Annotated in this window: 15 protein-coding genes; 13 read left to right on the top strand and 2 right to left on the bottom strand. The window is 45.3% G+C overall.

Going from position 1 to position 14,439, the window contains the following annotated elements; genetic code table 11:
* Positions 1 to 359 precede the first annotated feature (359 nt).
* Both I592_RS12725 and I592_RS12720 read left to right on the top strand, forming a co-directional pair.
* A complete protein-coding gene (locus tag I592_RS12725; RefSeq protein WP_010779793.1) occupies positions 360 to 1,538 on the top strand; it encodes a double-cubane-cluster-containing anaerobic reductase in 1,179 nt (392 codons plus the stop codon).
* Complete coding sequence (locus tag I592_RS12720; protein ID WP_010779794.1) at positions 1,526 to 2,290, top strand: acyl-CoA dehydratase activase; 765 nt, start codon at positions 1,526 to 1,528, stop codon at positions 2,288 to 2,290. Before I592_RS12725 ends, I592_RS12720 begins: the two co-directional genes overlap by 13 nt.
* Before the next feature lie 14 nt (positions 2,291 to 2,304).
* Here the strand turns inward: I592_RS12720 and I592_RS12715 are convergent, their stop codons facing one another.
* Complete coding sequence (locus I592_RS12715; RefSeq protein WP_010779795.1) at positions 2,305 to 2,946, bottom strand: DUF998 domain-containing protein; 642 nt, start codon at positions 2,944 to 2,946, stop codon at positions 2,305 to 2,307.
* Positions 2,947 to 3,140: 194 nt separating this feature from the next.
* Between I592_RS12715 and I592_RS12710 the strand changes: the two genes are divergently transcribed.
* Genes I592_RS12710 through I592_RS12700 form a run of 3 tightly spaced genes read left to right on the top strand, consistent with a single transcriptional unit; the run spans position 3,141 to position 6,295 of the window.
* Complete coding sequence (locus tag I592_RS12710; protein ID WP_010779796.1) at positions 3,141 to 4,055, top strand: ABC transporter ATP-binding protein; 915 nt, start codon at positions 3,141 to 3,143, stop codon at positions 4,053 to 4,055.
* Positions 4,048 to 5,655 carry an ABC transporter permease gene (locus I592_RS12705; RefSeq protein ID WP_010779797.1) on the top strand — a complete coding sequence of 536 codons (1,608 nt, stop codon included), beginning with the start codon at positions 4,048 to 4,050 and terminating at the stop codon, positions 5,653 to 5,655. Before I592_RS12710 ends, I592_RS12705 begins: the two co-directional genes overlap by 8 nt.
* Positions 5,656 to 5,659: 4 nt before the next feature.
* Positions 5,660 to 6,295: a TetR/AcrR family transcriptional regulator gene (locus I592_RS12700; protein ID WP_010779798.1), complete on the top strand. Its 636-nt coding sequence runs from the start codon at positions 5,660 to 5,662 to the stop codon at positions 6,293 to 6,295.
* Between the two features lie 38 nt (positions 6,296 to 6,333).
* Here the strand turns inward: I592_RS12700 and I592_RS12695 are convergent, their stop codons facing one another.
* Positions 6,334 to 6,555, bottom strand: a complete 222-nt coding sequence (locus I592_RS12695) for a hypothetical protein (RefSeq protein WP_010779799.1) — start codon at positions 6,553 to 6,555, stop codon at positions 6,334 to 6,336.
* 222 nt (positions 6,556 to 6,777) lie between these two features.
* Here I592_RS12695 and I592_RS12690 point away from each other — a divergent pair, with 222 nt between their 5' ends.
* The 8 genes from I592_RS12690 to I592_RS20745 all read left to right on the top strand — a co-directional run bounded on the left by I592_RS12690 (position 6,778) and on the right by I592_RS20745 (position 14,433).
* Positions 6,778 to 7,425: a hypothetical protein gene (locus I592_RS12690; RefSeq protein WP_010779800.1), complete on the top strand. Its 648-nt coding sequence runs from the start codon at positions 6,778 to 6,780 to the stop codon at positions 7,423 to 7,425.
* Between the two features lie 222 nt (positions 7,426 to 7,647).
* Positions 7,648 to 8,580: a hypothetical protein gene (locus I592_RS12685; RefSeq protein WP_010779801.1), complete on the top strand. Its 933-nt coding sequence runs from the start codon at positions 7,648 to 7,650 to the stop codon at positions 8,578 to 8,580.
* Between the two features lie 117 nt (positions 8,581 to 8,697).
* A complete protein-coding gene (gene dapB, locus I592_RS12680; protein WP_010779802.1) occupies positions 8,698 to 9,498 on the top strand; it encodes a 4-hydroxy-tetrahydrodipicolinate reductase in 801 nt (266 codons plus the stop codon).
* 988 nt (positions 9,499 to 10,486) lie between these two features.
* Positions 10,487 to 11,629, top strand: a complete 1,143-nt coding sequence (locus I592_RS12675) for a cystathionine gamma-synthase (protein ID WP_010779803.1) — start codon at positions 10,487 to 10,489, stop codon at positions 11,627 to 11,629.
* 1 nt (position 11,630) lies between these two features.
* Positions 11,631 to 12,404 carry an amino acid ABC transporter substrate-binding protein gene (locus tag I592_RS12670; protein ID WP_010779804.1) on the top strand — a complete coding sequence of 258 codons (774 nt, stop codon included), beginning with the start codon at positions 11,631 to 11,633 and terminating at the stop codon, positions 12,402 to 12,404.
* Between the two features lie 12 nt (positions 12,405 to 12,416).
* Positions 12,417 to 13,070 (top strand): amino acid ABC transporter permease, encoded by a 654-nt coding sequence (locus tag I592_RS12665; RefSeq protein WP_010779805.1) that lies wholly within the window; start codon positions 12,417 to 12,419, stop codon positions 13,068 to 13,070.
* An 11-nt stretch (positions 13,071 to 13,081) separates the two neighbouring features.
* A complete protein-coding gene (locus tag I592_RS12660; protein WP_010779806.1) occupies positions 13,082 to 13,813 on the top strand; it encodes an amino acid ABC transporter ATP-binding protein in 732 nt (243 codons plus the stop codon).
* Between the two features lie 242 nt (positions 13,814 to 14,055).
* Positions 14,056 to 14,433 carry a PTS sugar transporter subunit IIA gene (locus I592_RS20745; RefSeq protein WP_010779807.1) on the top strand — a complete coding sequence of 126 codons (378 nt, stop codon included), beginning with the start codon at positions 14,056 to 14,058 and terminating at the stop codon, positions 14,431 to 14,433.
* The last annotated feature ends 6 nt before the right edge of the window (positions 14,434 to 14,439 follow it).

Below are 14,439 nucleotides of genomic sequence, written 5' to 3'. Positions count from 1 at the left end.
GGTATTTTGCCTTCGTTATACTGTAGCTAGTGATTGTAACTGCTTACACAAAGTTTACGGCTATGATCAAGAGATCCACGAGAAAATTGGACAACGAGTGTAATCGGAGGTGGAACAATGTTTAGACGATGACTATGAGTGAACCAAAACTTAGAGGTTCTAAGCACGTCAGCTGAATATTTTTCCTCCTCGGATAAACAGAATAGATAAGTATCCAGGAGCAGGCCTTTTTTTGGTGTGCTCTTTTCTATTGGAGGAAAACAGATGAATGGCACAGTATTGCATGCTTCAATGTGAGGGTATGAGCAACAAGCGATTCGTAAAAAGATTTCTAAAAATGGGAAGGAATGGATTAAAAAATGGAATTAAAAACGAGTTTACCAGAGATTTTTGATGAGTTTGGCGAAGCGAGAAGACAAGGCTTTTTAGCTGTCAAGGAGATCAAAGAACAGGGCAAGCCCGTCGTTGGGGTCTATTGTACCTTTATGCCGGAGGAATTAGTGCTTGCAGGCGGAGCGATCCAGATCAGTCTGTGTTCGACTTCGGATGAGACGATCCCTGATGCCGAGGAAGATCTGCCGCGGAATCTTTGCCCGCTGATCAAATCCAGCTACGGCTTCGGAAAAACCGATAAATGCCCGTATTTCTACTTTTCTGATCTAGTGGTGGGGGAAACGACCTGTGATGGGAAGAAAAAAATGTATGAATATATGGAAGAATTCAAGGACACGTATTTGATGCAGCTTCCGCATATGAGAGACACCGAGGAAAGTAAAAAATTGTGGTACAGCGAAATGGTTCGCTTCAAAGAAAAATTGGAAGATTTCTTAGGTGTGGAGATCACCGATGAGAAGATTCGCGAAGCCATCCTATTAAAAAACCGCGAACGAAAAGCAAAACAAAATTTCTATCGTCTAGGTCAGCTGAATCCGCCTGCGATCACCGGTCAGGAAATTTTCAAGGTCATGTATGGCTCGCAATACAAATTTGATAAAGAAGAAGTCATCGAGATGCTGGAGGAAACCACGGCTAAGGTGAAGGCAGAGTATGAAGCCGGCAAGCGTTTGGAGAAGAAACCAAGAATCTTAGTGACAGGTTCTCCGATGGGCGGCGTGACAGAAAAAGTCATTCGCGCGATCGAAGAAAACGGCGGCTTGGTGGTTGCGTATGAAAACTGTACCGTGGCGAAGGCCGTGGAACGGCTGGTGGATGAGAAGGAGGAAGACGTGTACCAAGCATTGACCGATAAATACATCAATATCGGCTGTGCCTGTATGTCCAACAATCAGCCGCGGAAAGAGCTGTTAGGCCAGATGATCGACGACTATCAAGTGGATGGGGTGATCGACATGGTCCTGCAAAATTGTATTCCATTCTCTGTCGAATCGCTGAAGATCAAACGCTTCTTGAATGAAGAAAAACAAACACCGTATATGTATTTAGAAACCGACTATTCCACATCAGATATCGAGCAGATCAATACCCGCGTGACTGCGTTTATCGAAATGTTAGAGGAAGAGGCTGTATGTACACAATAGGATTAGATTCGGGCTCCACCACTACAAAAGGGGTGCTCTTCTGCGACGAAGAAATGATCGACAAATACTTGATCCCAACCGCTGGGAACCCCAAAGGCGCCATGACGGCGGTGGTTGATTATTTCAAGAAGAGCTATGTGCTGCATGAGTTGAAGCTGGTTACGACGGGGTATGGAAGAAAGCTGTTGCCGGCGGACTTAGTGATCACAGAGATCACTTGCCACGGGAAAGGGGCGGATTACTTATCTCCGGGGGTCAAGCAGGTCATCGACATCGGCGGACAGGACTGTAAGACGATTCAGCTCAATGGAAAAGGCAACGTGATCGAATTCAGTATGAACGATCGCTGCGCCGCAGGGACAGGGCGCTTCGTTGAGGTCATGATGCGAACACTGGGAGAAGACATCGCAGACCTGGACCGCTTTGTTCAAGAGGCCGAACCAGTCACTATCAATAGTATGTGTACGGTCTTCGCGGAATCAGAGGTCATCAGCTTAATTTCAAAAGGCGAAGCCCGTGAAGATATTGCGCTAGGGGTACTGCATTCCATCGCACAGAGGATCAGCAGCCAATACTCGAAATTACGGCCGACTCGTGGGGAGGAGGTCCTCTTCACAGGCGGTCTATCAAAAAGCGCGACCTTTGTGACGGTCTTAGAGCAGTATGTGGCGGCACCGGTGAAAAGAGACCCATTGTCTCAATTTGCCGGAGCGATCGGCGCGGCACAGATCGGGATAAAAAAATTAAGATAGCAAAAAGAATGCTGCTAATGCGGCATCCTTTTTAATTGTCTAAAGGCGATACTGAGTGCTGGAAGATAGAGGAAAAACAGCGACAGGCGCTGCCAAAAGCCGCGAGTGGTGGCGAGCAGGCTGCCGATCAGTGGCAAATAGTAGGCGGCGAACAAGATCAGCGCCACGATCGAGCCAATCAGACACACGGAATAAAAGAGAGAAACGGCCCTTTGACGCTTCACACTTGCTTGATAGGCCAACAACAACGGCACAAACATCATGGCCACCATCGCTAAGCCGGAAAAGGCGGCATGGAGAAAATAGGCAGGGCTGAAGAAGCTGGCGGATTCACTGATATGCACCAGGCCAGTCAAGAGGCAATCACCAAAGCCGTAAAAGGCGATGGCACCAGCTAATATCTGTGCCAATTGCTTCGATTCAGAACGAAAGAAGGCATAGACGCCAACGCTCGACAATATGAACAGTGTCCCTGTGACCACTGACCCATGATCAAAATACGATTGCACGGGGCTGATCGGCTCTCCCAGTTGGCTGATGATCATGGTCATCTGGTCAAATCCCGGATAGAATCTGCCTAAATAATAAGGCAGCGAAAAATCCCCGACGACCGCAAGGATCAAAAACAAAGGGGAAAGTTTCTTTAGAATAGTCATTAGCGACTCCTTACGAAAGTTTTCTCTATGATACTTTATTTTGATTGAAAATTCGAGAAATAAGGGAACGGAGGGGGAGTGAGTGGTTTCTTTCTGGATTGACTGCATAGTCATTGACTCGCGAGTCAAAAGAGCGTATTCTCTCGGTATAAGGTATGATGCACTGTCAAACAGAAGAAATAGGAGTGAGCAGGATGGGCGAACCAGTCGTAGTATTAACAAAGGTAGAAAAGCGTTTCGGCAAATTTCAGGCATTAAAGGACGTGACTTTTACGGTGAACAAAGGAGAGGTCGTTGGCTTCATCGGACCTAATGGTGCCGGCAAATCGACGACGATCCGAATCCTGTTAGGCATGTTGAAGCGAACGGGCGGGGAAGCAACGATCTTCGGAAAAGATGTGTGGAAAGAGGATACACAGATCCATAAAGATATTTCCTATGTCCCAGGGGATGTTTTTCTATGGCCGAATTTAACAGGCGGCGAGATCATTGATCTGCTGTTGCGTCTGAATAATCAAACCCGCACCGAAAAAACAGAGGCGCTGATCGAGAAGTTTCAACTCGACCCGAAGAAAAAAGCCCGTACCTATTCAAAGGGAAACCGGCAAAAGATCGCGTTGGTGGCGGCATTGTCACAGGAGGCGTCCCTGTACATCTTTGACGAACCCACGTCTGGATTAGATCCCTTGAATGAGAAAACATTTCAAGAAGAAGTGCTGGCATTGAAAGAAGCAGGAAAGAGCATCTTACTTTCCAGTCATATTTTATCGGAAGTCGAGAAGATGTGTGATCGGATCGCAATCATTCGTGAAGGGACGATCATCGAGACAGGCGATTTAGCGTCGATGCGCCATTTGACCCGTATGGAACTCAAGGTCGAGACGGCATCTGCTCTCGACGGGATCGAGCATGTCGCCGGTGTCCACAAAAGCCATTTTTCAGATACGGAACATAAAGAAGCGACCTTGTCGGTGGATCGGGAGCAGCTGACCGCGATCATGGCTTTCTTGGCGGAAAAGCAGATCCTTAATCTAACGGCCACGCCGCCAACGTTGGAGGACCTGTTCATGCGCTACTATGAAAAACAAGGGGCTGATTCTCATGCATAACGGTGTTAAAACTATGACCTTGCTGCGGGCGAATATGAAGCAAAACCGCCTCAAGCATCTGATCTGGCTCGTGATCCTCGTCGGCTTGTTCGCCTCGGCAGCATTGAAGTTCAACGTCTTGTTCGGTACCCAGACAGACATTGATGCGATCGTCAATACATTGAAAACACCGGCGATGGTCTCCCTCTTTGGTGAATTTTCCGCAACGAAGCCTTATACGACGGCCAATGTGTTCGCCTCAGAGATGCTGGTCTTTATGGGAATGTTCATGGTGTTTATGACGATTTCACTGGCAATCTCCAACACTCGGGCGGAGGAGGACTCAGGACTATTGGAAATGGTCCGCTCCCGTACCGTTGGACGCTTGGCACCGATCTATGCAACTGTCTGGGAGATTTTGCTGATCAATGGGCTGATGGGAATCTTATATACGGGGAGCTTGATCGCTGCTGATTTGAATGGCGCGACGCTGGAGGGGGATCTCCTGATGGGGGCTAGTCTCGCCAGTATTGGGATCATGTTTGGCTTCATCAGTCTTCTGATGGCCCAGCTAGCGAATGATTCCCGCAGTGCCAGCTTCATGAGTTATGGCTTGTACGGCTTCTTCTATCTCCTCCGTATGATGACAGATGTGACGAATCCTGATTGGACCTGGCTGTCACCTGTCGGTTGGATTCAAAAAACAGCGATCTATAGCGAGAATCATTGGCTGCCGGTCATCCTGACATTGGCCTTTGGCGTGATCTGCTTGGCGCTGGCGATCAAACTCGTCGAAAGCCGTGATATTGGCAGCGGGATCTTGGCCGCCCGCGATGGCAAAGCAACAGCAGGCCGCTTATTATCTTCTCCTCTTGGGCTGATTTTAGCTGTCGAGCGCAACAGTATTTTGGGCTGGATCTTTGGCGGCTTCGTTTTGGGGGCAGCGTATGGCTCGATCTTTCGTACGATCGGTGACATCATCGGCAGCAACCCCACTTATCGAAAAATTCTTGGAGTGACGCAGATCAATGAAGCCAACCGAGAGCTGATCTTGAACTATTTGAATATGCTGGGGCTGTTCTTTGTCGCGATCGCCGCGATCAGCGGTCTTTTGATCGTGTTTCGGTTGAAGTCAGATGAAAAAAAGGGCTATTTAGACATTCTCCATTCAAAGAGCGTGTCAAAAACTCGTTTGGCCTTGAGCTATTTTGGCGTGGGAACGGTGGTAAGCATATTGGTATTTACTGGAACACTGGCTGGCGCCTTCTTCATCGGCAATAGTACCCTCGATGATCCGCTTGCGACCGCTTATTTTTGGCAGACGATGCTGGGGTTCTTGCCGGCTACGTTGTTCTTTGTCGGGATCGGGAGCTTCTTCGCGGGCGCATTGCCTAAATGGACCAGTGTGCTCTGGCTCTATTTAGGTGCTAGTGTACTGGTAAAAATGTTTGGTCCGCTGCTGAATCTGTCAGAAGACACCGGCAATCTCTCGCCTCTTGGCTGGGTCGGAAAAGTCCCGGCAGAGAAGGCCGACCTGAAAATCATGGTCTTTTTGCTGGCAGCCTTTCTAGTTTTGACGATTCTTGGCACCATCGGCTACAATAAGCGAGACTTGGAGTGATAAGATGAAGGAAGTAGTAAAAGATCCCAAGAAGGAAAAAAAGATCCTTGAAACAAGTACGAAATTATTTGGGCAGTATGGCTATCGTGAGACAAAGACGGATCAAATCGCGGAGGAAGCGGGGGTATCAAAGGGGCTTTTGTTTCATTATTATGGCAATAAAGGTGCGCTGTACCAAGCGACTTACGTGTACGCCTCCGAATTTTTCTATCAACGCATCGACTATTCGGTTTGGACACAAGCCTCGGACCTGTTGGAGATGGTCGTCGATGCGACAAAATATAAGATCGAGCTTCAGCTAACGTATCCTCATGAGTTTGATTTTTTGATGAAGGCTTACGCGGAAATGCCTCTGCTGCCGGAGTCACTCAAAGAAGCCATGACCGCACGACTCAATGCAGATGTCCATCATAACTTGACCTTGACCGACGAAGTCATCAGCAAGCTGCCTTTGCGTCCAGATGTTCAAGAAAGTGATGTCTTAGAAACGATCTACGCAGTTTTAACGAGTGAGACCACCAAGATTCAGCAAGAGCTGGCGCAGCATCCCGAATGGAAAACCATCGAAGATCTGATGCCGGTGATCGATCGCATGAAACGAAAACTAAAAATCCTCGAATATGGGTTTATTGAGCATTAAAAAAACTGCGGCCTCTTACGAAGTCGCAGTTTTTTGCTTCAAAAATCGGAAAAAATGGTCATCAGGAACATTCCTTCTTCCGCCAGCGCCCCGAAGAAAAGAATCAGACTGTCCACAAACAAAACACTCATATTGGTACCGAACATCACGGCCAATCGTTCTAATTTATCATCGATTTTTTTCTCTTTAAAATACACCAGAAAAAGATAAACATTGGCTAATGCAAGAACAATAGTTGAAAGAATGATGGCGATCTTCATACGTGTACCCCTTCACTTGATTAAACGTAATCGTTTTTATACACCTATTATACGATTAAAATTGGAGAATAAAAGCAAAGAATAAAGAAATAAGTCTTTTCTTCAAATTTAAAGATAGTTTTAATGTTCGCGGAAGTTTTTTGCGTATAATTTATATGAACTGACTTTCAAGGTTGGCTCAGCTATACTAAATTTAAGCGTTTATAAAAGGAGATGAGGTCAATGAACTTCGCGACATCTGATTTTGCGTACTACGAACGAACGATCAAGATCATGTACCAAAATTACTATTGGAAACGGCTGACGATGAGCGGCGTGGCGCTAGCAATCATTCTGGCGTACAGTGCTATTTTTCAAGATAATTTGTTGTTGAACGTATTCCTGATGGCGCTGATTGCAGGGATAGGGGTGTATCTATTCTTAGAAAAGCAAAAATTCTCAGAGGTGTACCAAGCTTTTCTTGAAGAAAATCAGCCAGAAGTAACGGTCCACAAGATTCAAGAAGAAGAGTACAGCTACAATGTGATGGACGATGACGAAAAGGTGCGGATCAATAAAAAAGGGGTACGCAACCTGCCCTCCAATAACAAGCAGTATACGATGATGGTGGGGTTCTCAAAGACCTTTTTCTCTCGAGAACCCTTGCAGATCGTGTACTATGATATGCTTGATCTTACATATGAAGAAAAATTCCGGTTGAAGCGTAACGGGTACAGCTCGATGCCGCGCTTTTTACGTCGTTTTTCTTTCGGAAATTTGAAAGCCAGTGTGGGAAATGCGGTCAGCTTTATTTTTGGGAACCTGTTTCTTCTCTTTATCTTGTTTCGACTGCTGCGCTATGTCTGGTCGTTTTTACGAATGTTTTTCTAAGTGAATCAGCAGAAAAAACACGCGGGAAATCTCCTGCGTGTTTTTTGTTATTTAAAAATTTGGCAGCAACTACTCATTTGATTTAAAAATTTGACTAATTTTGAATATAATTCTTTGTTGAAGGGGTAGTGTTTCCTCCAGTTGTAAAGTATCCTATTTCTATAGAAACAGATCGGGTAATTAAAAATGAGAGCGTTTCCTACAATCGGGAGGTAGAGGACTATGACAACCAAGCCATTAAATCAGCGCCAGCTATTTCAAATGAAAAGTGACAATCTAACAAAACGAGTACGGAGCTTTTACGAGGAGACGCGGGACAGCTCCGTCGTTTTTGAGTACATGCTGGCAATAGTGGTTCGTGACTCATTGGTTGTCGGGAACTTTCATGAGTTATTTAAAGAGCTGATCGCCGAGTTGCTGATGGAGGTGGAACCGACGGCAATGGTGCGCCGCTGGTGTTCTTTATTTGAAGTGTTTTGTCAGCCAGAGGAATGGAAACAAATCGTTGCGCGACTTTTTAAAAATCATTCAGAGTACGAAGCGCATTGTCAGAAGATCCGATTGTATAAAACCTATGTAGAGACTAAAACGACTCCTGACGAGGAGATGGCGGGGCAGCAATTTAAGCTTGTCTCGATTTTTGAAGACATTCAAGGCAAGGAGCACACCTGGAGCTTGAGCGATGCCGATCCAACTATTTCTGATGAGAAAGCGGAGGCGATGCTGGGCTTATTGACGCATTTGACGATTTTTGAGAAGGATGGCGTCCGTCGTTTTGCTAAATTAGAGAAGTCAGACGTTGTGAATTGTACCCGCCGTGAGCTTGTTAAAAAAGAAAAAAAGCAGAAAAAACAAGAGGAACCGTCGACGAAGGCTGAGGAACAAAAGGTACAAGCAGATAGAGATAGGAAGAAGGAAGAACCGGCCGGGAAGGATCAAAAAGAGGGCTCTTCACCGGAAACGAAAGAGATGATTTCAGCAACTAGCGATGCTTCTAGTGCGCATGGTGAGGTGGAGCGAACCTCGAAATCACAAGCAGCACAACCGAAGCAGAAGGTGGGGAAAAGTGAGCGGGAACAGAAAAAAAAGAAAACACTATTGAGGAATCTTGGGTGGGGAAAGAAAAAGGAGCGTAAGAAGGACCGGCGAAAGTAGCAGCGGCTAAAAAGGCGGAAGCCAGCGAATACACATAAACAGGCAATGATTTTTCTTCTGTAAACATGGTAAACTAGCTGTGAAAGCGATTTACTAAATGGACAAGGAGGGAAAATAGTGATCAAAACAATTATTGTCGGTCCGCGGGGGAAGATGGGACGATTGATCACGGAGATCGCCGCGTCAGAGGAAGAGGTGTGCTTGATTGCAGGCGTCGGGCCAAAGAATCGAGACTACATCGGAAAAGATTTAGGACAAGCAGCGATGCTGGGTCGGGATCTCGGTGTGCCCGTTGTGGATAATTTAGCGGCTGTCATTGAGGACTGTGACGTGATCATCGACTTTTCCACAAAAGAAATGGGACTAGAGACACTGAGCTTGGCGAAAACGTACAAGAAAGCGCTGGTTTGTGGAACAACCGGATTTTCGCCAGAGGAAAAAGAAGTGTTTTACCAAGCAAGTAAGGAAATTCCAGTGCTTTATGCGGCAAACACCTCCAAGCTGATGAACGTTATGAATAAGCTGCTGCAGCTTGCCACAATGGCGATCGGCAAAGAAACAGATATCGAAATTTTAGAGATGCACGACCGTTGGAAGAAGGATGCCCCCAGCGGCACTTCAAAGGAAATGGGGGAATTGATCGCCCATGAATTAGGCGTTGATTTTTCTGAGCTGGCCGTGTATGGTCGCGAAGGAACAGGCGAACGGCAGCCGGGTTCGATCGGGTATCATTCTATCCGAATGGGGGATACGCCCAGCAGCCATACTGTTTTTTTCGGAGGCTTAGGCGAACGATTGGAGATCAGCCACCATTCGACGGATTGGCGCGGGTTTGCGAAAGGCGCCTGTGATTGCGCGATCTTCTTGGCAAAACAGCCGCCGGGGTATTATGCAGTTTCAGATGTGTTGGAATTATAGAAAATAAACGTTATTTTTTGCGAGCCTTTTTCTTAGAAAAAGGCTTTTTCGACGTATCTTCTTTTCAAACTTTGAATTATCCTTAAATAGTTATTTTACTTCTTTTCTATAAGTTTATTAATTGACTTCTCATTTTCTAAATGCTAAATTGAGAACAATTCTTAAAGGAGGTCAGGACTCATGACAAACAACATCGCGCAAAAAAACAATCCCACAGTTCAATCAGCATGTTGTTGTATGGTGCAAAAAAGCAGCATACTCATTTGTCATGTCTATTAACTGTTCTGAACTCGTTTAAAAAAGTGGGAAACCAATAACTTTTAACGATCTCAAGAGGTGCAGCTTTAATAGCTTGCACCTCTTTTTTGCGATTCCGACTTTTACCAGATTATGTAGTTCGAGTAATAGTTTATTGATTGAAGGAACCAGTATTACGAGCTGTTTAGTCGGATCGTATGCGAAGCGACAATAAAAATCTTTTTCCGTTCTTTGGAAAAAGATGTTCATTTAGTTGAGCTAGCTGTCAGTTCCGCTTTTCGCAGTGATAATAAATTGAAATCTATTTTTATGAATAGAAAACCAACGGATCGCACTGTTTAGCGGAATGATAGGCGTACGAAAATAGAGTTATTTTTCAGGTCTTTTGAAAAATGACCTCCTTAAATCTAAGCTAGCGGCGATTCCGACTTTTACCAGATTATGTAGTTCGAGTAATAGTTTATTGATTGAAGGAACCAGTATTACGAGCTGTTTAGTCGGATCGTATGCGAAGCGACAATAAAATCTTTTTCCGTTCTTTGGAAAAAGCTGTTCATTTAGTTGAGCTAGCTGTCAGTTCCGCTTTTCGCAGTAGAAAAGAAATCTAAATTAACTAAAAATAAATTCAACGTCTCAAAGACACCACCAGAAAAATAGACAGGGGGAACCAACATGTGTTGTTGCTTAACAGATGAGGGCCAAAAACTTACAAAACACAGGAGGAAATAATATGCATTTATCAACCAAATTGATTCATGGCGGTATCAGCGAAGATCCATTGACAGGGGCGGTCAGTGTCCCGATTTATCAGACGTCGACGTATCGGCAAAAAAAATTGGGACAGCCGGGAGAGTTTGAGTATTCTCGTTCTGGAAACCCAACGCGGATGGCTTTGGAAGAATTGATCGCGGAACTTGAAGGTGGCGTGAAGGGATTTGCCTTTGGGTCAGGTCTTGCTGCGATCCATGCGACATTGTCACTTTTCCAGCCGGGAGACCATTTGATTTTAGGCGACGATGTATATGGCGGGACATTCCGTTTATTGGAGAAGGTGTTCAAACCGTTAGGATTAACCTATACGATGGTGGACAGCCGTGATTTGACGCAACTAGAAGCGGCGTTGACAGCAGAGACCAAAGCTCTGCTGCTAGAAACACCTAGTAACCCGCTCTTGAAAATCATCGATTTGGAAAAAAGTGCAAAGTGGGCAAAGAGCCATGACTTATTAACAATTGTGGATAATACCTTCGCAACCCCGTATTTACAGCAGCCATTGGCATTAGGCGCAGACATTGTTTTGCACAGCGGGACAAAATATCTAGGGGGGCACAGTGATCTGGTCGCTGGTTTGGCAACAACGAACGATGCCGCACTTGCTGAAAAAATTGGCTTCTACCAGAACGCGATCGGTGGTGTCTTAGGGCCGCAGGACAGTTGGCTGTTGCAGCGGGGGATCAAAACGTTAGGCGTTCGGATGGAGGCGCATCAAAAAAATGCGGCGATCATCGCTGAAGAATTGGTCAAGCATCCTGCTGTAGCGACTGTTTATTATCCAGGTCTTTCTGAGCATCCGGGTCATGAGATCGCCGCGAAACAAATGCGCGGGTTTGGCGGGATGGTCGCGTTTGAGCTAGTGGATGAAAGCAGCGTTGCCGCATTTGTCGAATCACTGGAAGTGATCACCTTGGCAGAAAGTTTGGGCGGAGTAGAGAGCTTGATCGAAGTTCCTGCCGTTATGACCCATGCCTCGATTCCAAAAGAACAACGGGAAGCTTCTGGGATCAAGGATGGATTGATCCGCCTATCTGTGGGGATCGAAGACATAGAAGATTTAAAAAATGATATATACCAAGCCTTAGAAGGGAACGAATAACATGAAAAAATCAATGATCGCACTCATTAGTGTATTAGCTGTAGGTATCCTTTTCTTAGCGGGATGCCAACAAAAAGAGGACAGCAATGCAAGTTCAGAAAAAGTATTGCGTGTTGGGACGGAAGGTACGTATTCACCGTTTTCTTACCGTGATGATAACGACAAGCTGACTGGATATGACGTGGATGTCGCCAAAGCTGTAGCAAAGAAAATCGGGTACAAAGTAACATTTGTGGAAGCACCATGGGACTCCATGCTGGCTGCATTTGATGCGAAAAAATCAGATGTGATCTTCAACCAAGTGTCCATCACGCCAGAACGGGAAGAAAAATACTTGTTCAGCACGCCGTATTCTGTTTCTCATCCGGCGCTGATCGTGAACAAGGACAACAACGAGATCAAAGATTTCTCTGATTTGAAGGGCAAAACCTCCGCGCAATCCTTAACGAGCAACTATGCGCAAATGGCAGAAGATCTGGGTGCGGATATCTCCAGCGTCGATGGCTTCAGTAAAGCAGTCGAGTTGGTAGGGGACAAACGTGCAGATGCAACATTGAACGATGACGTGACCTATTACGATTACCTAAATCAAAAACCGGATGCACCGATCAAGATCGTGAAAACGTCTGATGAATCCACAAAGGTTGCAGCGATGTTCCATAAAGGGGACGAAAAGCTGGCAGAGAAAGTGGACAAAGCCATCAAGGAGTTGGAAGCGGACGGCACGTTGACGAAGTTGTCAGAACAGTATTTCAAGAAAGATATTTCTAAGTAAGGGGCCTATAAAATGGAACGAACGATAGATATTATTCAAAGCTCAGCGCTGCCGCTTTTTTGGGCACTGCTAAAAATGACGATTCCTCTGACCTTGATTTCTTTTGCATTAGGGATGGTCTTGGCGCTGGTCACTGCCTTAGCCCGAATTTCAAAAAGTCGGATTCTAAACGGGATCTTCTTTCTCTATGTTTGGATCTTCCGCGGGACACCGCTTTTGGTCCAACTGTTTATCGTCTTTTTTGGACTTCCGTCAGTGGGGATTCAAATGGATGCATGGACAGCCGCAATCTTGACTTTTTCACTAAATACCGGCGCGTATGCTTCTGAAAACATTCGTTCCGCTTTATTAGCGATTCCCCAAGGTCAGTACGAATCTGCTGCTTCACTAGGGATGAGCCGATGGCAGATTCTGTACCGCATCATTGCGCCGCAAGCCTTTAAAATCGCGTTGCCGCCATTGTCCAATAACTTTGTCAGTTTGGTGAAGGACACGTCGCTGGCCGCAAGTATCACGATCGTTGAGATCTTCATGACGGCGCAGCGGATCGCGGCGCGAACGTATGAACCGTTGTTGCTCTACAGCATGGTCGCAGTCTATTACTTGATCTTTTGTACCTTCTTGAATTATCTGCAATCCGTGCTTGAAAAACGGATGGTCTATTAGGAGGAAATCGCATGTTAACCATTGAAAAATTAAACAAAAGCTTTGAGGAGACACACGTCCTAAAAGAGATCGACCTGACGTTTCAACCTGGCGAGACGACCGTCATTTTAGGTCCCTCTGGTTCAGGAAAAAGCACGCTGCTGCGTTCGATCGATCTCCTAGAGACACCAGACAGCGGCAGGATCACGATCAATCAAGATGACCTTTCGTTTCCTCGGAATCTATCCTTCCGCCAGCTAAAGGAATACCGCGGACATTTCAGTATTGTTTTTCAAGCCTACAATCTTTTTCCTCATTTAACGGTGATTCAAAACGTTATGGAGGGACCGACGCAGGTCAAGAAGATCCCAAAAACGCAGGCACGAGAACAAGCAGAGCAGCTTTTGACAAAAGTAGGTTTACTGGATAAAGCGGCAGAGCGCCCGAACCAATTATCCGGTGGACAAATGCAGCGGGTAGCCATTGCACGGGCACTGGCGATGGAGCCTGAGTTTATGCTGTATGATGAACCTACTAGCGCTCTAGATCCAGAATTGGCACAGGAAGTACTGCAGGTGATCAAAGATTTGGCCGAATCAGGCAATGGGCAGATCGTTGTGACCCACCACCTGGAATTCGCCCGTAAAGTCGCCGACCGGATCGTTTTCCTTGAAGACGGACGAGTGACCTTCGACGGCCCTACACAAGCCTTTTTTGAGAGTGAGAATCCGCGAATACAACGCTATCTGCAACAGTTTTTGTAGAAAAAATTAGGACTAACCAATCGTCTTTTACGTGACAATTGGTTAGTCTTTTTTTGTTTTGAGGAATGAAACACTCAAATAAATTAAATACTTCATCAAAATTGAATAAATTAAATTTCATTAAATTCATTTATTTTGTTGAAATTAAATTTCTTTAGTGATAAGCTATTTTTGAAAAAGGAAGGATGGAGGTTTAAACGTAAAAAAAATCAAAATTCTAAATTTCTATTGGAGGGAAAGAAATGAGAAGCGTAATACTGGTTGGGCATGGTGATGGTTGCTTAGGTATGAAGCAATCTGCAGAATCTATTTTAGGTGAACAATCAAATTTAACAGCCATCTCTTTAGGCATGAGTGAAGGTATGGAGAGTTATGTGAGCAGACTGGAAAAAACTATTTCTGAACAAGAACAATTTGGCTTTAATGAATGGCTGATACTGAGTGACATAAAGGGAGGAACCCCTAGTAATGTTGCTACGTTGGTTGCTAAAAATTCTTCAATTATTCATGTAGTTTCTGGTTATCATTTGGCGATGATCTTAACTGCATGTACAAATGAAACGATTTTACCTGATGATTTGATTCAAGAAACAACTCAAATGATTCAGAAAATTATTTAACATAGG

This window comes from Enterococcus gilvus ATCC BAA-350 (assembly GCF_000407545.1).
GTDB lineage: Bacteria > Bacillota > Bacilli > Lactobacillales > Enterococcaceae > Enterococcus_A > Enterococcus_A gilvus.
Note: the sequence above shows the minus strand (reverse complement) of the source record. Positions and strands in the feature narration are given on the sequence as shown.